This window comes from Pseudomonas putida (assembly GCF_050989985.1).
Taxonomy (GTDB): Bacteria; Pseudomonadota; Gammaproteobacteria; order Pseudomonadales; family Pseudomonadaceae; genus Aquipseudomonas; species Aquipseudomonas putida_AI.
The window spans coordinates 4,737,260-4,754,069 of record NZ_CP158815.1 but is presented as its reverse complement, the minus strand read 5'-3'; the positions used below and the strand labels follow the sequence as shown (position 1 = coordinate 4,754,069).

The following is a 16,810-nucleotide window of genomic DNA, read 5'->3' as shown; positions in this document are numbered from 1 at the left end:
CCTTAAGATTCGCCCCGTCCTCAGCGATGACATCAACGATGAGGGGCTATAGCTCAGCTGGGAGAGCGCTTGCATGGCATGCAAGAGGTCGACGGTTCGATCCCGTCTAGCTCCACCAATTTACACTTCAAGGCCTGGCCACACCGGCCTTGAAGCGATCAACACTCAGCGTTGATCAGTTGTATAGAAGGGTTTGCGTCCCCTTCGTCTAGTGGCCTAGGACACCGCCCTTTCACGGCGGTAACAGGGGTTCGAGTCCCCTAGGGGACGCCAGTTTTACAGAAGCGATGTTGCAAGATGTCGCTCCGCCGAGAGGCGAAAAATCCGGGGCTATAGCTCAGCTGGGAGAGCGCCTGCATGGCATGCAGGAGGTCAGCGGTTCGATCCCGCTTAGCTCCACCAATTTACAGTTCAAGGTCTGGCCACACCGGCCTTGAATCGATCAGCTCTCAGCACTGATCAGTTGTATAGAAGGGTTTGTGTCCCCTTCGTCTAGTGGCCTAGGACACCGCCCTTTCACGGCGGTAACAGGGGTTCGAGTCCCCTAGGGGACGCCACGATTACCCGCTCTGCGGGATTTTATAAGGGTCATTCAATTATTGAATGGCCCTTTTGTTTGTCTGGCGTTTGGCCAAATCTCCCTATTTCTCTCAAACTGTTCTTCAGACCAGCGGTCACATCCACGACTTGCAGAAAATTATTATGAGAATAATATTCTAGTCGTAATATTTGGAGGCAACGATGAACGATAAAAAAGCTCAAACCCGCGAGCGCATTCTCAAGGCCGCCAGCGCAGCGCTGATCCAGCGTGGCCCGGCAGAACCGAGCGTGGGCGAAGTGATGGGCGCGGCCGGCCTGACCGTCGGTGGCTTCTATGCGCACTTCGAAAGCAAGGACGCGATGATGCTGGAGGCGTTCAAGCAGTTGCTGGGCCGCCGTCGTGACCTGATTGCCGACATGGATGCCGAGTTGACCGGTGAAGAGCGCCGCGCCTTGGTCGCTGCATTCTATCTGTCGCGCAAGCACCGTGATTCCAGCGAGTCTGCATGCCCGATCCCGGCCTCGATTGGCGAGCTTGGACGTCTGCCCGAGACATTCCGCATCGCGCTGAACGAGCACCTGGAGCTGATGGTCGCGCAGTTGGCGGCCAGTCCTGAAGACATCGACAAAGCCCTGGCCGACATGGCCTTGATGGTGGGCGGCCTGGCGCTGGCACGGGCGCTGGGGCCTGGCGATTTATCCGATCGATTACTGCGCGCTGCCAAGTCGGCGGTACGTTGACCTGAAGGCAGGCAGCCTGAGGAGAGAGCGATGAGCACGTTGAAGTGGGTTCGTGGCGTTAATGGCACCTTGGGTTGGTTTGCTCCGAAACTGGTCGCAAGCAAAATGCGACTGGCGTTCATGACGCCACGGGATTTCCCGCCACGTGATTGGGAATTGCCGCTGCTGGCCAAATCCGAACGAATCACTTTGCGCTTCGGCCTCTCCGCGTTGCGCTGGGGGCAAGGGCCGACGGTGTTGCTGATGCATGGCTGGGAAGGTCGTCCAACGCAATTTGCCAGCCTCATCACTGCGCTGGTCGATGCCGGTTACACCGTGGTCGCCCTCGATGGCCCGGCTCACGGTCGCTCGCCGGGAACCGAGGCGAATGTCGTGCTGTTCGCCCGCGCCATGCTGGAAGCCGCCGCCGAATTGCCACCGCTGCAAGCGGTCATCGGCCACTCCATGGGTGGCGCCAGCGCCATGCTGGCCGTGCAACTGGGCCTGCGTACAGAAACCCTGGTCAGCATCGCCGCCCCAGCGCGGATCCTGGGCGTGTTGCGCGGCTTCGCTCGTTATGTACGGTTACCGCCGAAAGCCCGGTCGGCGTTCATTCGCCAAGTCGAGAAAGATGTCGGGATGCGCGCATCGACGCTGGATGTCGCGCACTATCAGCTCGACATGCCCGGCCTGATCGTTCATGCGGAAGACGATAATTTCGTCCCGGTCAACGAGTCGCAATTGATCCACGAAGCCTGGTTCGACAGTCGCCTGTTGCGCCTGGAAGAGGGTGGTCATCAGCGGGTGCTCGCCGACCCGCGGGTGATTGATGGCGTGTTATCACTGCTGGCCGGTCGCAGCCTGCAATCGCGCCAATCGGCCTGAGCATCCGTTACACTGCGCCGGTCGACATTATCTGACCGGGAGTGGGGCATGGGCTGGGATCGGACAACGCCATTTATCATTGATCTGCAAGTGGCCGCCGAAGACATCGACGGGCTGGGCCACGCCAACAACGCGGTGTACGTGACCTGGCTCGAGCGCTGCGCGTGGCGCCATTCGCAGCGCCTAGGGCTGGACCTGGCCGAATACCGTCGGCTGGATCGGGCGATGGCGGTGGTGCGGCATGAGATCGATTACCTGGCGGCCGCCTATGAAGGCGATGAGCTGCAGATGGCGACCTGGATCGTCGATTGGGACCAGCGCCTGAAAATGACCCGTCATTTCCAGTTGAAGCGTCCCAGCGACAATGCGACGTTGCTGCGTGCGCAAACCACTTTCGTCTGCATCGAACTGTCCACCGGCAAACCCAAGCGCATGCCGGCGGAGTTCATCGAGGGCTATGGCCCGGCGTTGCTGTCCCAAAATCCGGAAGCAGCCAAAATCTGATGTAGGAGTGAGCCTGCTCGCGATAGCGGTGTATTGGTCGACATCAATGTTGAATGTTCGGCCGCCATCGCGAGCAGGCTCGCTCCCACATGGGAATCTGCGATGTTCTGCACAATCCCGCTGAAACCAGTAAACTGCCCCCCGTTTTTCGTTGAGTGTGTTTTCCATGCAAATTGCCCTGGCGCCCATGGAGGGGTTGGTCGACAACATCCTGCGTGACGTGCTGACCCGAGTGGGTGGTATCGATTGGTGCGTGACCGAGTTCATCCGGATCAACGACCAGCTGCTCACGCCTGCCTATTTCCACAAGTTCGGTCCTGAATTGCTCACCGGTGCCCGCACGGCGTCTGGCGTGCCGCTACGTGTGCAACTACTCGGATCGGACCCGGTGTGCCTGGCGGAAAACGCCGCGCTGGCTTGCGAGCTGGGTTCCGAGGTGATCGACCTGAACTTCGGCTGCCCGGCCAAGACGGTGAACAAGTCCCGTGGTGGCGCGGTGCTGCTCAAGGAGCCCGAGCTGCTGAACCAAATCGTCGAGCATGTCCGTCGTGCCGTCCCGGCGCACATCCCGGTAACGGCCAAAATGCGCCTGGGTTTCGACAGCCCGGACGGTTCGCTGGTCTGCGCCACGGCGCTCGCTGAAGGTGGCGCCGAGCACATCGTGGTCCATGCCCGGACCAAAACCGACGGCTACAAGCCGCCGGCGCATTGGGAGTGGATCCCGCGCGTGCAGGACGTGGTCAAGGTGCCGGTGTTCGCCAATGGCGATATCTGGAGCGTCGAAGACTGGCGCCGTTGCCGCGAGATCAGCGGGGTGGAAGACATCATGCTCGGTCGCGGCCTGGTGTCGCGTCCTGACCTGGCTCGGCAAATCGCCGCGGCGCGGGCCGGGGAAGAAGTGGTCGAGATGACCTGGGCCGAGCTGTTGCCGCTGATCCAGGACTTCTGGTTGCAAGCCGTGGCGCAGATGACACCACGACAAGCACCCGGTCGCCTGAAGCAGTGGCTGGCGATGCTGACCCGCAATTATCCCGAGGCGGTGGAGCTGTTCAGCGTCCTGCGTCGTGAGACCGAGCTGGATCAGGTTTCGCGTTTGCTGGGGTTGCAGGTGGCTGAAGCGGCCTGAGCCGTCTGTAAAAAAATCTGAAAAAAATCTCTTGAAATGCAATCAGCGGTCCCTATCTAAGGGTTACGCGATGCCGAATTCGGGTCGCGGAGACAAAAAACCTTGCTGATTGTTTTCAGGAGATTTGAAACATGACTACTGCATTTTCCCTGGCGCCTCTGTTCCGTTCCTCGGTGGGCTTCGACCGTTTCAACGACCTGTTCGAAACCGCCCTGCGTAACGAGCCTGGCAGCACTTACCCTCCCTACAACGTCGAAAAACATGGCGACGATCAATACCGCATCGTCGTGGCGGCAGCCGGTTTCCAGGAAGAAGACCTGGAGCTGCAAGTGGAGAAGGGTGTGCTGACCATCAGTGGCGGCAAGCGTGATGCCAGCGAAGGCGTGACCTTCCTGCATCAAGGCATCGCCCAGCGAGCCTTCAAACTGTCCTTCCGTCTGGCGGACCACATCGAAATCAAGGCCGCGGACCTGCGCAACGGTCTGCTGAGCATCGACCTGCTGCGCGTCATCCCGGAAGAGGCGAAAGCCAAGCGCATCCCGATCAACGGGGCGCAAAAACCGGCTCTGCAACACTAAGCCGGCACAGTAAAAAGGGCGCCAATGGCGCCCTTTTTTGTGCCTGGGTTTTAACGCTGTCCTTTGATGTCGAGCCTTTGCACCGCACGCGGATGCCTGGACGAAAACAGCAATCCACCCGCAATCTGCCAGATCACCGCAAACGCGCCGATCAGGAACACGATGTCGCCGAAGGTGCGTACCCAGCGCAGGGTTTGCAGCAGATCCTGCTGCATGAACGCTTCGCTGCGGGCGTACCACAAGCCCTGGCTGGCGCTCGCATAGAACTGCAGGAGGCCGATAGGCAGCAGGCTGGTAACGATCATCAGCATCAGGCCGCCGTTGAGCCACCAGAAACCGGTGTTCATCAGGCGATCGTTGAACTCAAGGTTCGGCCGCAAGTAGCGCAGGATCAGCAGGCTGAAGCCCAGCGCCAGCGAGCCGTAAACCCCGAAAAGCGCGGCGTGGGCATGCAGTGGCGTGGTGTTCAGGCCCTGGATGTAATACAGCGAAATCGGTGGGTTGATCAGGAAGCCGAACACCCCGGCACCGAGCATGTTCCAGAACGCGGTGGCGATGAAGAACTGCAGGGGCCAGCGAATCCGCGACATCCACGCCGCACGCTCCTTGAGCCGCCAGTTTTCCCAGGCTTCGTAGCCCAGCAGGATCAGGGGGACCACTTCCAGGGCGCTGAAGGTTGCACCCACGGCCATGACCGGCGTGGTGGTGCCGGCGAAATAAATGTGGTGGAAGGTGCCGGGTACGCCGCCGAGCATGAAGAGCGAAGCGGACCCCAGCGTCGCGGTGGTGGCCAGGCGTTTGGACACCAGGCCCATGCTGGTGAAGATGAAGGCCAGCGCGGTGGTGGCGAACACTTCGAAGAAGCCCTCGACCCACAGGTGCACCACCCACCAGCGCCAGTACTCCATGACCGACAGATTGGTGCGTTCGCCATAGAACAGGCCGGCTCCGTAGAACAGGCCGATGGCAATCACCGAGCAAGCCAGCAGCGCCAGCAGGTTTTTATCGCCGGGCTGGCGCAGGGCAGGCAGCATTGCGCGCAACATCAGCACCAGCCAGAACACGATCCCGGCGAATTTGGCGATTTGCCACAGGCGGCCCAGATCGACGTACTCGTAACCCTGGTGACCGAGCCAGAAACTCCATTCGTAGGGCATCAGTTGTGCGATGGCGAGGAAGTTGCCGGCATACGAGCCGACCACCACCAGCACCAGGGCCCAGAACAGCACGTCAACACCAAGCTTTTGCCATTTCGGGTCTTTGCCGCCGTTGATGAATGGCGCCAGAAACAGCCCGGCAGCGAGGAAGCCGGTGGCGATCCAGAACATCGCGCTTTGCAAGTGCCAGGTCCGCGTCAGCGAGTAGGGGAACCACTTCGACAGTGGCAGGCCATAGAAATCCTGGCCTTCGACCGTGTAGTGCGCGGTCACGCCGCCCATCAGGACCTGGAAGCCGAACAGTGCACCGACCAGCAGCAGGTATTTGCCCAGGGCTTTTTGCGAAGGCGTGAGTCTGATCAGGCTCAGCGGATCCTGCGCCGGAACCTTGGGTTCGCCTTCTTCATGATTGCGCAGGAACGCCCAGCCCCAGACCAGAAAACCGATACCCGCCAAGAGCACGACAATGCTGACAATCGACCAGACCATGTTCTCGGCGGTCGGATTGTTATCGATCAAGGGCTCGTGGGGCCAGTTGTTGGTAAAGGTCGCGGCCTGACCGTCGCGCTCGGTGGCGGCAGCCCAGGCGGTCCAGAAGAAAAATTGCGTCAACTGCTGGCGCCGCGCGGCATCGGGCAGGGTGTTTTCCTTCATCGCAAAGCTTTCGCGGCTGTGATGCAGCGAAACGTCGTTGCCGAACAGGGCATGGTAGTAGGCCGCGGTTTGCGCGATGGCCTGGACGCGGCGCTCGCTGAGCACCAGCGTGCCGTTGACCAAGCGGTTGCCACGGTATTCGCGTTTGAGTTGATGGCGCAGCAAGGCCTGCTGATCGTCATCGATGTCCTGGTACGCCCTGGCGTAATTCTGCTGTGCCGCCAGGTCCAGCCAGGCGAGCAGTTCGCGGTGCAGCCAGTCGGCGGTCCAGTCCGGTGCCTGGTAGGCGCCGTGGCCCCAGATCGAGCCCAGTTGCATGCCGCCGATACTCTGCCAGGCGGTTTGCCCGTCAAGGATGTCGGCGGCCCGGAACAGGGTGGTGCCATCGCTGGCTTTTACCTGCTCGGGGATCGGCGGTGCCTGTCGGTAGATTTCGTGGCCGAACCATCCCAGCAGACAGAAGGTCACGCCGAGGACGCCAATCAGCGACCACCATAATTTGCGGTATTCACCCATGGATCACCTCACTATCAAAAAAAAGCGCCCGCATAACGAGTATGCGGGCGCAAAAAAACCGGCCCTGTGATCGGGAAGAGGAGCCGGGGTGTTGCACGGGAGAATGATCGGCTGCCAGCGATCATTCTTCGGCGAGGCGGGGTGCTTGGCCGCCTGCCGAATGCATGGGATCCAATTTACGGGCAGGCGGGGATGGCGTCACTTGTACAGAGGGTCAGGAACGTCATACAGAGGTATGAACAACGTGCTCTCTGTAGGAGCGAGCTTGCTCGCGATAGCGGACAGTCAGTCGAAATCAATGTTGCCTGACACTCCGCCATCGCGAGCAAGCTCGCTCCCACAGTATTCGTATTGGTATTGGCTACATGAGCAGCTTCTGGAATTCCTCGACCGGCAGCGGCTGGCTGTGCAGATACCCCTGATAGAAGTGGCAACCCAGCCCTTGCAGGAATTCCAGCTGCTCCGGCGTCTCCACGCCTTCGGCAATCACCTTCAATTCCAGGCTGCGGGCCATGGCGACGATGGCCCGGATGATCTCAGCGTCATTGGGGTCGGTGGTGGCGTCGCGAATGAACGACTGGTCGATTTTCAGGGTGTCGACCGGCAGGCGCTTGAGGTAGGTCAGTGAGGAATATCCAGTGCCGAAGTCGTCCATGGCAAAGCTCACACCGAGTTTTTTCAGGCGGCGCATCTTGCTGATGGTGTCTTCAAGGTTCTGGATGACGATGCCTTCGGTGATTTCCAGTTTCAGCATCGAACTGGGCAGACCGTAATGGGCGAGGCTTTCTTCGATGTGCTCGACGAAGTCGTTCTGGCGGAATTGCCGGGGGCTGATGTTCACGCACAGGCTGAAGTCCTGCGGGTCCACCAGGCCGTTGGCAATCAGTTGCCTGAAGGCCTGGCAGGCTTCATCGACGATCCAGGTGCCGACTTCCAGGATCAGGCCGCTGTCCTCCAGCACCTTGATGAAATCGGTGGGCGATTGTGCACCGAGTTCCGGATGATTCCAGCGCACCAATGCTTCGGCGCCGACGATGCGGTTCTCCCGGGCATCGAGTTGAGGCTGGTAGTGCACACGAAACTCGCCCCGCGACAGGGCCAGGCGCAGGTCGGTTTCCATGCGCAGGCGTTCGCTCGCGGCCTTTTGCATGGTGTTGTGGTACATCTGCGCGGTGTTGCGCCCCGAATCCTTGGCCCGATACAGCGCAATATCGGCGCGCTTGAGCAGGTCGGTCGGCGTGGAGCCGTGGTCGGGAATCAGCGCGATACCGATGCTCGGCGTCACTTGCAGGCGCTGACCGTCGAGGAACATCGGCTCGGACAGCAATTCGCGCAAGGTGTCGGCCAGTTCAATCACCTGTGCACTGACGTCGTTGCGCGAACCTTCCAGGCCGCTGAGCAACACCACGAATTCGTCACCACCCAGCCGCGCGACGGTGTCTTCCATGCGCACACTGGCTTCCAGGCGCGCGGTAATGATTTTCAGCACGGTATCGCCCACCGGGTGGCCGAGCGAATCGTTGATGTGCTTGAAGTGGTCCAGGTCGAGGAACATCAGCGCACCGCGCAGATTGTGACGCTTGAGCAGGGCAATCTGCTGGCTCAGGCGATCCATCAGCAGTGCGCGGTTGGGCAGGTTGGTCAGCGGGTCGTGGTAGGCCAGGTGGCGGATCTGCGCCTCTGCGTTTTTCAGCAGGCTGACGTCCCGGGCGGTCAGCAGCAGGCACGCGGTTTCATTGAGGGTGATCGGTTCCACTGAGACTTCGACCGTCAGCAATTCACCACGCTTGTTGCGCCCGAGCATTTCCAGGTGATGCACCCGGCCCTTGATCTGCAGTTCGGCCAGCAGCGCCGAGCGTTGTTTCTCTTCGGCCCAGATCCCGACCTGGTAAACCGTGCGACCGATCACTTCGTCGGCGCGGTAGCCGGTCAGGCGGCAGAAGCCATCGTTGACCTCCAGATAGCGCCCGGTATCACGCTCGGTGATGGTGATGGCGTCGGGGCTGGAGTGGAAGGCCTTGGCGAACTTCTCTTCGCTGGCCTTGAGTGCCGCTTCCGAGCGTTGCTGTTGGGTAATGTCGCGCAGGGTGGTGACGATGCACGGCTGCTCGCCGACGCTGATCTGGCGGCTGGAAATCACGCAGGTCAGCAGTTGCCCGTCCTTGTGCTGGACAATGATTGCCACGTTGTTGAGCGCCTGTTCGCGGATGACCTGCTCGATGCGTTGCAGGCTCTTCGCCGAGGCGTCCCACAGGCCGATTTCGTCGGCGCTGCGCCCGATCACGTCGCCGGTGGTCCAGCCGAAGGTCTGGGTGAAGCTGGAGTTGATTTCGATGAACTGGCCGGTGTCCTGGTGGGTCACGCAGATCGGATCCGGGCTGACCTGGAACAGGGTGGCGAACTTCTCTTCGGAAGCCACCAGGCGCTGCTCGCGCTCCACCTGGTCGGTGATATCGAGCAAGGTGCCGGCCATGCGCAATGGCATACCGTTTTCGTCTCGGTACAGGCGCGCGCGACTTTCCAGGTAGCGGGTGCTGCCGTCGGGCAACTGAACGCGGTAGGTCAATTGATAGTTGCCCGCCGGGCCTTCGCGCAAGCTGCGATAGGCGTCGCGCATGGTGTCGCGTTCGTTGCCGGGCACGCCTTCGAAAAACTCTTCGAAGGATTCATGGAAAGGTTTGGCTTCCAGCCCGTGCAATTGCGCGGCGCGGGCCGAGCCATAAAGCATGCCGCTGGGAATGTGCCAGTCCCAGGTGCCCAATTGTGCGGAGTCCAGCGCCAGGTCGAGGCGTTCCTGGCTGTCTTTGAGCGCCTGGTCGGCGGCTTTGCGTTCGGTGGTGTCGAGGAAGGTGCTCAACAGATAGGGCTGACCCTCCAGCTCGACCTTTTGCGCGCTGAGAATGCCGTCGTGAATCTGCCCATTGCTGGCGCGAAACTGCACTTCCATGCTGATCAGGTCGCCCTTGGCCTTGGTGGCCTTGACCAGTTCGGCCCGTTGTTCGGGATGCACCCACAGCCCCAGTTCCAGGGTGGTGCGGCCGATGGCTTCCTGCACCGGCCAGCCGAACAGGCTTTCGAAGTACTGGTTGGCCTCGGTAATCAGCCCGTCGTCCTGGCGCGTCAGCAGGACCATGTTCGGGCACAGGTGAAAAAGTGTGGCGAAACGCTTTTCCGAGCTGCTGAGCGCCTGTTCGCGTTGGCGCTGATGGGTGATTTCGCGAATCACCCCGATCATCCGTGGCCGGCCGTTTTTGTCCGGCAACAGGCTGCCGTTGATTTCCAGCCAGTGCAGGCTGCCGTCGGGCCAGCGAATGCGATGATGCATCGCTTGTTCCAGCGGCGCGCCGGCGATCACCGCATGGAACGCACGTACGGTTTTTGCCCGGTCTTCGGGGGGCAGCAAGTCGAGGTATTCCAGATCGGCCGGCAGCGGCTGGCGTGGATCGAATCCGAACAGTGCCTGTGTGCCCCGCGACCAACTGATCTGACCGCGCTCGATATCCCAGTACCACGCACCCAGACGCGCGCCGTTCAAGGCGGCCAGCAATTGAGGGGCACTTTCCCAGCTCTGCTCGGAGCGCTTGGGGTCAAGCGCCTGAATACGCGGCATCGGCGGGATTCGGTCAACAGATTTCGGCATTGGCAAGCCTTGTACTGATGTGGGCGTTTGTACGGGATTTCGCGGCTCTATAGGAGTAGCACAAGTTAGCCTTGAGTCCCTGGCAGATCGATCTGAGCATCCAATAAGGCCATGAAAGCCCGTGCTGCGTTCGACAGTGTCCGTTCTGTGTGCAGGATATAGCCTAGCTGGCGAGAGAGTTGTATGCCCGGCAATGGTATTCGCGCAACCTGATCATCGAGCATGGTGCGCGGCAGGACACTCCAGGCCAGTCCGATGGACACCATCATCTTGATGGTTTCCAGGTAGTTGGTGCTCATGGCGATGTTCGGCGTCAGGCCCTGGGCCTCGAACAGGCGCTGGACGATATGGTGGGTGAAGGTGTTGCCGCCGGGAAACACCGCCGGGTGCCGGGCGATGTCCGACAGGCTGATCGCACCGTTATTGAGCAGCGAATGCTCCGGAGCGACCACGAAATCCAGCGGATCGTCCCACACCGGGGTGGCCGCGACCAACGCATGGGGTTCCGGGGCCAGGGTGATCACCGCCAGTTCCGCGCGGCCGTGAAGGATCTCCTCGTAGGCCACTTCCGAATCGAGAAACTGAATGTCCAGGGCGACATCCGGGTAGCGGCGGGTGAAGGCTCTTAATAAAGGCGGCAATCGATGCAGGCCGATGTGGTGACTGGTCGCCAGGGTCAGACGACCGGTCACTTCGCCTGTGAGGTTGGTCAGCGCACGGCGCGTATCATCAAGGACATTGAGAATCTGATAAGCCCGGGGCAGCAGGGCGCGGCCGGCTTCGGTCAGGCCGACTTCACGGCCCAGCCGGTCGAACAGCCGCACCTTCAATTGCTGTTCCAGCCCGGCGATGCGCTTGCTGATCGCAGGTTGGGTCAGGTGCAGCCGCTCACCGGCACCGGAGAAGCTTCCTGTCTCGGCGATGGCAATAAAGGCATTGAGGTTGGCCAGGTCCATATCGCATTCCAGTTGGTTATCCAAAGCATAAAAAATATGAATTTGAGTTATTTAATCTAACCCCATAGGATCAGCCTCACAAGCCAAAGGGTTATTGAATCGCTCAAGACCCAGGGCATAGAAACAAGCTGATGAGGAAACCGTCTGATGGCCGGCAAAACGCTCTACGACAAGCTCTGGGATTCGCATTTGGTCAAGCAGCGCGACGATGGCTCTGCGTTGATCTATATCGATCGTCACATCATTCACGAAGTGACTTCGCCGCAAGCCTTTGAAGGCCTGCGTCTGGCCGGGCGCAAGCCTTGGCGCATCGATGCCAACATCGCGACCCCGGACCACAACGTACCGACCACTCCAGAGCGCAAGGGCGGCATCGAAGCCATTGCCGACCAGGTCTCGCGTTTGCAGGTCCAGACCCTCGACGATAACTGCGATGAATACGGCATCGTCGAATTCAAGATGAACGACGTGCGCCAAGGCATCGTCCACGTCATCGGCCCGGAGCAGGGCGCCACCTTGCCGGGCATGACCGTGGTCTGCGGCGACTCCCACACCTCGACCCACGGCGCGTTCGGTGCCCTGGCTCACGGTATCGGCACCTCCGAGGTCGAGCACGTGCTCGCCACCCAGTGCCTGGTCGCCAAGAAAATGAAGAACATGCTGGTGCGCGTCGAAGGCCAATTGCCGTTCGGCGTGACTGCCAAGGACATCGTCCTCGCCGTGATCGGCAAGATCGGCACCGCCGGCGGTAACGGCCATGCCATCGAGTTCGCCGGCAGCGCGATTCGCGATTTGTCCGTCGAAGGCCGCATGACCATCTGCAACATGTCCATCGAGGCCGGCGCTCGCGTAGGTCTGGTGGCAGCTGACGAAAAAACCGTGGCCTACGTGAAAGGCCGTCCGTTCGCACCAAAAGGCGCGGAATGGGATTTGGCGGTCGAAGCCTGGAAAGACCTGGTGTCCGACGCCGATGCGAAGTTCGACACCATCGTTGAGCTCGACGCGACCCAGATCAAGCCACAAGTCAGCTGGGGCACCTCGCCCGAGATGGTGCTGGCTGTGGATCAGAACGTGCCGGATCCTGCCAAGGAGATGGACCTGGTCAAGCGCGGTTCCATCGAACGCGCCTTGAAGTACATGGGTTTGAGCGCCAATCAGGCGATCACCGACATCCAGCTGGACCGCGTGTTCATCGGTTCCTGCACCAACTCGCGGATCGAAGATTTGCGCGCGGCTGCCGTCATCGCCAAGGGCCGCAAAGTGGCGTCGACCATCAAGCAGGCCATCGTGGTGCCGGGCTCCGGCCTGGTGAAGGCTCAGGCGGAATCCGAAGGTCTGGACAAGATTTTCCTCGAAGCCGGTTTCGAATGGCGTGAGCCGGGTTGCTCGATGTGCCTGGCGATGAACCCGGACCGTTTGGAGTCCGGCGAGCATTGCGCCTCGACCTCCAACCGTAACTTCGAAGGCCGTCAGGGCGCCGGTGGTCGTACCCACCTCGTGAGCCCGGCCATGGCCGCAGCGGCGGCGGTGAACGGTCGTTTCGTCGACGTCCGTGAATTGATCTAAAGGAGCGCAGCATGAAAGCTTTTACCCAGCACACTGGACTTGTCGCGCCTCTGGATCGTGCCAACGTCGACACCGACCAGATCATTCCGAAGCAGTTCCTGAAGTCGATCAAGCGCACCGGTTTCGGCCCGAACCTGTTCGATGAGTGGCGTTACCTGGATGTCGGCCAGCCGTATCAGGACAACTCCAAGCGCCCGCTGAACAAGGATTTCGTCCTCAACGCCGAGCGTTATCAAGGCGCCAGCGTGTTGCTGGCCCGTGAGAACTTCGGTTGCGGCTCCAGCCGCGAGCACGCGCCGTGGGCGCTGGAAGAGTACGGTTTCCGCAGCATCATCGCGCCGAGCTACGCCGACATCTTCTTCAACAACAGCTTCAAGAACGGCTTGTTGCCGATCATCTTGAGCGACGAGGAAGTCGATGAGCTGTTCAAGCAGGTCGAGGCCGAGCCGGGCTATCAGTTGCAGATCGATCTGCAGGCCCAGACCGTGACCCGTCCGGACGGCAAGGTATACAACTTCGAAATCGATGACTTCCGCAAACACTGCCTGCTCAACGGCCTGGACGATATCGGCCTGACCTTGCAGGACGGCGATGCGATTGCGGCGTTCGAAGCCAAGCACCGTGCGAGCCAGCCTTGGTTGTTTCGCGACGCGTGATCTTGCGTAAGGCGTAATGACGCCATCGCGAGCAGGCTCACTCCTACATTTGAAATGCGTTCCCCTGTAGGAGCGAGCCTGCTCGCGATGAGGCCGGAACAGACACCCCAAGACTCACCCCAGAAAGGAAGTCCCCCATGACCAGCACCGCCCAGCACAGTCAGGTAGTCCAGAAACAATTCGGTGAACAGGCCGCGGCCTACCTGAGCAGCGCCGTCCACGCTCAAGGCACCGAATTTGCACTGCTACAGGCTGAACTGGCAGGGCAGGGCGATGCCCGTGTGCTGGACCTGGGTTGCGGTGCGGGCCACGTGAGCTTTCAAGTGGCCTCGCTGGTCAAGGAAGTGGTGGCCTACGATCTGTCGCAGCAGATGCTCGACGTGGTGGCCGCCGCAGCCGTCGATCGTGGCCTGGGCAATGTCTCCACGGTCCATGGCGCGGCCGAGCGTCTGCCGTTTGCCGACGGCGAGTTCGACTTCGTGTTCAGCCGTTATTCGGCTCACCACTGGAGCGATCTCGGCCTGGCCTTGCGGGAAGTGCGCCGGGTGTTGAAGCCTGGCGGCGTGGCGGCGTTCATCGACGTGTTGTCTCCGGGCAGCCCGTTGTTCGACACTTACCTGCAAAGCGTCGAAGTGCTGCGCGACACCAGCCACGTGCGCGATTATTCCGCCGGCGAGTGGTTGCGTCAGGTCAGCGAGGCGGGGTTGCATACCCGCAGCACCACCCGTCAACGGCTGCGCCTGGAGTACAACTCCTGGGTCGAACGCATGCGCACACCGCAAGTGATGCGCGCGGCGATCCGCGAACTGCAACAGTCGATGGGCAACGAAGTACGCGAGTATTTTGAGATCGAGGCCGATGGTTCGTTCAGTACCGATGTGTTGGTACTGTTCGCCGAAAAATGAGTCCCGATCGATAGACTTTTTCCGGGCGCGCCTTCGGGCGCACCGACTGATGACATGAGGAAAGCATGAGCAAGCAGATTCTGATTCTCCCAGGTGACGGTATTGGCCCGGAAATCATGGCCGAAGCGGTCAAGGTGCTGGAACTGGCCAACGACAAGTTCGCTTTGGGCTTCGAGCTGAGCCACGACGTGATCGGTGGCGCGGCCATCGACAAGCACGGCGTGCCGCTGGCCGATGAAACCCTGGAACGTGCCCGCGCTGCCGATGCCGTGCTGCTGGGCGCCGTTGGCGGCCCTAAATGGGACACCATTGAGCGTGACATCCGTCCTGAGCGCGGTTTGCTGAAGATTCGTGCGCAACTGGGCCTGTTCGGCAACCTGCGTCCAGCGATCCTGTACCCGCAACTGGCCGAGGCATCCAGCCTGAAGCCGGAAATCGTCTCCGGCCTGGACATCCTGATCGTTCGCGAGCTGACCGGCGGTATCTATTTCGGCGCGCCACGCGGCACTCGTACCCTGGAAAACGGCGAGCGTCAGTCCTACGACACCCTGCCGTACAGCGAAAGCGAAATCCGTCGCATCGCCCGTGTCGGTTTCGACATGGCCATGGTGCGCAACAAGAAGCTGTGCTCAGTGGACAAGGCCAACGTTCTGGCGTCCAGCCAGCTGTGGCGTGAAATCGTCGAGGAAGTGGCCAAGGATTACCCACAGGTCGAACTGAGCCACATGTACGTCGACAACGCCGCCATGCAACTGGTGCGCGCGCCGAAGCAATTCGACGTGATCGTGACCGACAACATGTTCGGCGACATCCTGTCCGACCAGGCCTCGATGCTCACCGGCTCCATCGGCATGCTGCCGTCGGCGTCCCTGGACACCAACAACAAGGGCATGTACGAGCCTTGCCACGGTTCGGCGCCGGACATCGCAGGCAAAGGCATTGCCAACCCGCTGGCGACCATTCTGTCGGTCTCCATGATGCTGCGTTACAGCTTCAACCAGCAGGCCGCGGCCGATGCCATCGAGAAAGCCGTCAGCCTGGTGCTGGATCAGGGCTTGCGCACGGGTGACATCTGGTCGACCGGTTGCACTAAAGTCGGTACGCAGGAAATGGGTGACGCAGTAGTCGCCGCGCTGCGGAATCTGTAATCTCTCGGGCCCGCTGCCGATTTCACCCCCGAAGGCAGCGGTCCACTTTTCAAGAAGGTGTAGTTGCGATGAAACGTGTAGGTCTGATCGGTTGGCGCGGTATGGTCGGTTCCGTGCTCATGCAGCGGATGCTGGAAGAGCAGGATTTCGATCTTATCGAGCCGGTGTTTTTCACCACTTCCAATGTCGGTGGCCAAGGCCCGTCCGTGGGCAAGGACATTGCTCCGCTCAAGGACGCTTACAGCATTGAAGAGCTGAAAACCCTTGACGTGATCCTGACCTGCCAGGGTGGCGACTACACCAGCGAAGTGTTTCCGAAGCTGCGCGAAGCCGGCTGGCAGGGTTACTGGATCGACGCCGCTTCCAGCCTGCGCATGCAGGACGACGCGGTCATCGTTCTGGATCCGGTCAACCGCAAGGTCATCGACCAGCAGCTGGATGCGGGCACCAAGAACTACATCGGCGGCAACTGCACCGTCAGCCTGATGCTGATGGGCCTGGGCGGTCTGTTCGAAGCCGGCCTGGTGGAGTGGATGAGCGCCATGACCTATCAGGCGGCCTCCGGTGCCGGCGCGCAGAACATGCGTGAACTGATCAAGCAAATGGGCGCGACCCACGCCTCTGTCGCCGATCAACTGGCCGACCCGGCCAGCGCGATCCTCGATATCGACCGTCGTGTTGCCGAAACCATGCGCAGCGATGCGTACCCGACTGAAAACTTCGGCGTACCGCTGGCCGGCAGCCTGATCCCGTGGATCGACAAGGAACTGCCGAACGGCCAGAGCCGTGAAGAATGGAAAGCCCAGGCCGAGACCAACAAGATCCTCGGTCGCTTCAAGAGCCCGATCCCGGTGGACGGCATCTGTGTACGTATCGGCGCTATGCGCTGCCACAGCCAGGCGCTGACCATCAAGCTGAACAAAGACGTGCCAATGGCCGATATCGAAGGCCTGATCAGCCAGCACAACCCTTGGGTCAAGCTGGTGCCGAACAACCGCGATGCAAGCATCCAGGAGCTGAGCCCGAACAAGGTCACCGGCACCCTGAACATCCCGGTTGGCCGTCTGCGCAAGCTGAACATGGGTTCGCAGTTCCTCGGCGCGTTCACCGTCGGCGACCAACTGCTGTGGGGCGCGGCCGAACCGCTGCGTCGCATGCTGCGGATCCTGCTTGAACGTTGATCGATTGATGTAATGAAAGAACCCGTGCCTTGAAAGAGGTGCGGGTTTTTTTATGGGATCTACGGTGCCTGTTCTGGC

13 protein-coding genes and 4 tRNA genes are annotated in these 16,810 nt (G+C 60.8%); 14 read left to right on the top strand and 3 right to left on the bottom strand.

Going from position 1 to position 16,810, the window contains the following annotated elements:
• The first annotated feature begins 42 nt into the window (after positions 1–42).
• The 9 genes from ABTV29_RS21810 to ABTV29_RS21770 all read left to right on the top strand — a co-directional run bounded on the left by ABTV29_RS21810 (position 43) and on the right by ABTV29_RS21770 (position 4,353).
• Positions 43–118 (top strand) — tRNA-Ala (locus ABTV29_RS21810).
• A 79-nt stretch (positions 119–197) separates the two neighbouring features.
• A tRNA-Glu gene (locus ABTV29_RS21805) sits at positions 198–273 on the top strand.
• Between the two features lie 53 nt (positions 274–326).
• A tRNA-Ala gene (locus tag ABTV29_RS21800) sits at positions 327–402 on the top strand.
• 79 nt (positions 403–481) lie between these two features.
• A tRNA-Glu gene (locus tag ABTV29_RS21795) sits at positions 482–557 on the top strand.
• A gap of 184 nt (positions 558–741) precedes the next feature.
• A complete protein-coding gene (locus tag ABTV29_RS21790) occupies positions 742–1,281 on the top strand; it encodes a TetR/AcrR family transcriptional regulator (RefSeq protein WP_095193294.1) in 540 nt (179 codons plus the stop codon).
• A 30-nt stretch (positions 1,282–1,311) separates the two neighbouring features.
• Positions 1,312–2,145 (top strand): alpha/beta fold hydrolase, encoded by an 834-nt coding sequence (locus tag ABTV29_RS21785; protein WP_433766731.1) that lies wholly within the window; start codon positions 1,312–1,314, stop codon positions 2,143–2,145.
• 48 nt (positions 2,146–2,193) lie between these two features.
• Positions 2,194–2,649, top strand: coding sequence for an acyl-CoA thioesterase (locus ABTV29_RS21780; protein ID WP_433766730.1), 456 nt, complete (start codon positions 2,194–2,196; stop codon positions 2,647–2,649).
• Positions 2,650–2,815: 166 nt separating this feature from the next.
• The gene (locus ABTV29_RS21775) at positions 2,816–3,775 is read left to right on the top strand and encodes a tRNA dihydrouridine synthase (RefSeq protein ID WP_433766729.1); all 960 of its coding nucleotides are present in this window, start codon (positions 2,816–2,818) and stop codon (positions 3,773–3,775) included.
• A gap of 131 nt (positions 3,776–3,906) precedes the next feature.
• Complete coding sequence (locus ABTV29_RS21770) at positions 3,907–4,353, top strand: Hsp20 family protein (RefSeq protein WP_175388347.1); 447 nt, start codon at positions 3,907–3,909, stop codon at positions 4,351–4,353.
• A gap of 50 nt (positions 4,354–4,403) precedes the next feature.
• Here the strand turns inward: ABTV29_RS21770 and ABTV29_RS21765 are convergent, their stop codons facing one another.
• The 3 genes from ABTV29_RS21765 to ABTV29_RS21755 form a co-directional block, all read right to left on the bottom strand.
• Entirely contained in the window at positions 4,404–6,680 is a 2,277-nt protein-coding gene (locus ABTV29_RS21765; RefSeq protein WP_433766728.1) for a nitric-oxide reductase large subunit, read from the bottom strand.
• A 361-nt stretch (positions 6,681–7,041) separates the two neighbouring features.
• On the bottom strand, positions 7,042–10,320 hold the full coding sequence (locus tag ABTV29_RS21760) for a PAS domain S-box protein (protein WP_433766727.1): 3,279 nt from the start codon (positions 10,318–10,320) through the stop codon (positions 7,042–7,044).
• 65 nt (positions 10,321–10,385) lie between these two features.
• A complete protein-coding gene (locus ABTV29_RS21755; protein ID WP_433766726.1) occupies positions 10,386–11,276 on the bottom strand; it encodes a LysR family transcriptional regulator in 891 nt (296 codons plus the stop codon).
• Positions 11,277–11,423: 147 nt separating this feature from the next.
• Here ABTV29_RS21755 and leuC point away from each other — a divergent pair, with 147 nt between their 5' ends.
• The 5 genes from leuC to asd all read left to right on the top strand — a co-directional run bounded on the left by leuC (position 11,424) and on the right by asd (position 16,732).
• Positions 11,424–12,842 (top strand): 3-isopropylmalate dehydratase large subunit, encoded by a 1,419-nt coding sequence (gene leuC, locus ABTV29_RS21750; protein ID WP_433766725.1) that lies wholly within the window; start codon positions 11,424–11,426, stop codon positions 12,840–12,842.
• 11 nt (positions 12,843–12,853) lie between these two features.
• Positions 12,854–13,498, top strand: coding sequence for a 3-isopropylmalate dehydratase small subunit (gene leuD, locus ABTV29_RS21745; protein ID WP_433766724.1), 645 nt, complete (start codon positions 12,854–12,856; stop codon positions 13,496–13,498).
• Positions 13,499–13,635: 137 nt separating this feature from the next.
• Positions 13,636–14,403, top strand: a complete 768-nt coding sequence (locus ABTV29_RS21740) for a class I SAM-dependent methyltransferase (protein WP_433766723.1) — start codon at positions 13,636–13,638, stop codon at positions 14,401–14,403.
• 65 nt (positions 14,404–14,468) lie between these two features.
• Positions 14,469–15,551 (top strand): 3-isopropylmalate dehydrogenase, encoded by a 1,083-nt coding sequence (gene leuB, locus ABTV29_RS21735; RefSeq protein ID WP_433766722.1) that lies wholly within the window; start codon positions 14,469–14,471, stop codon positions 15,549–15,551.
• Positions 15,552–15,619: 68 nt separating this feature from the next.
• A complete protein-coding gene (asd, locus tag ABTV29_RS21730; RefSeq protein ID WP_433766721.1) occupies positions 15,620–16,732 on the top strand; it encodes an aspartate-semialdehyde dehydrogenase in 1,113 nt (370 codons plus the stop codon).
• Positions 16,733–16,810 lie beyond the last annotated feature (78 nt).

What these genes read in the sequence shown, in the direction of transcription:
- ABTV29_RS21790 (WP_095193294.1), top strand. Translation starts at nt 742, where the DNA reads ATGAACGATAAAAAAGCTCAAACCCGCGAGCGCATTCTCAAGGCCGCC.
- ABTV29_RS21785 (WP_433766731.1), top strand. Translation starts at nt 1,312, where the DNA reads ATGAGCACGTTGAAGTGGGTTCGTGGCGTTAATGGCACCTTGGGTTGG.
- ABTV29_RS21780 (WP_433766730.1), top strand. Translation starts at nt 2,194, where the DNA reads ATGGGCTGGGATCGGACAACGCCATTTATCATTGATCTGCAAGTGGCC.
- ABTV29_RS21775 (WP_433766729.1), top strand. Translation starts at nt 2,816, where the DNA reads ATGCAAATTGCCCTGGCGCCCATGGAGGGGTTGGTCGACAACATCCTG.
- ABTV29_RS21770 (WP_175388347.1), top strand. Translation starts at nt 3,907, where the DNA reads ATGACTACTGCATTTTCCCTGGCGCCTCTGTTCCGTTCCTCGGTGGGC.
- ABTV29_RS21765 (WP_433766728.1), bottom strand. Translation starts at nt 6,680, where the DNA reads ATGGGTGAATACCGCAAATTATGGTGGTCGCTGATTGGCGTCCTCGGC.
- ABTV29_RS21760 (WP_433766727.1), bottom strand. Translation starts at nt 10,320, where the DNA reads ATGCCGAAATCTGTTGACCGAATCCCGCCGATGCCGCGTATTCAGGCG.
- ABTV29_RS21755 (WP_433766726.1), bottom strand. Translation starts at nt 11,276, where the DNA reads ATGGACCTGGCCAACCTCAATGCCTTTATTGCCATCGCCGAGACAGGA.
- leuC (WP_433766725.1), top strand. Translation starts at nt 11,424, where the DNA reads ATGGCCGGCAAAACGCTCTACGACAAGCTCTGGGATTCGCATTTGGTC.
- leuD (WP_433766724.1), top strand. Translation starts at nt 12,854, where the DNA reads ATGAAAGCTTTTACCCAGCACACTGGACTTGTCGCGCCTCTGGATCGT.
- ABTV29_RS21740 (WP_433766723.1), top strand. Translation starts at nt 13,636, where the DNA reads ATGACCAGCACCGCCCAGCACAGTCAGGTAGTCCAGAAACAATTCGGT.
- leuB (WP_433766722.1), top strand. Translation starts at nt 14,469, where the DNA reads ATGAGCAAGCAGATTCTGATTCTCCCAGGTGACGGTATTGGCCCGGAA.
- asd (WP_433766721.1), top strand. Translation starts at nt 15,620, where the DNA reads ATGAAACGTGTAGGTCTGATCGGTTGGCGCGGTATGGTCGGTTCCGTG.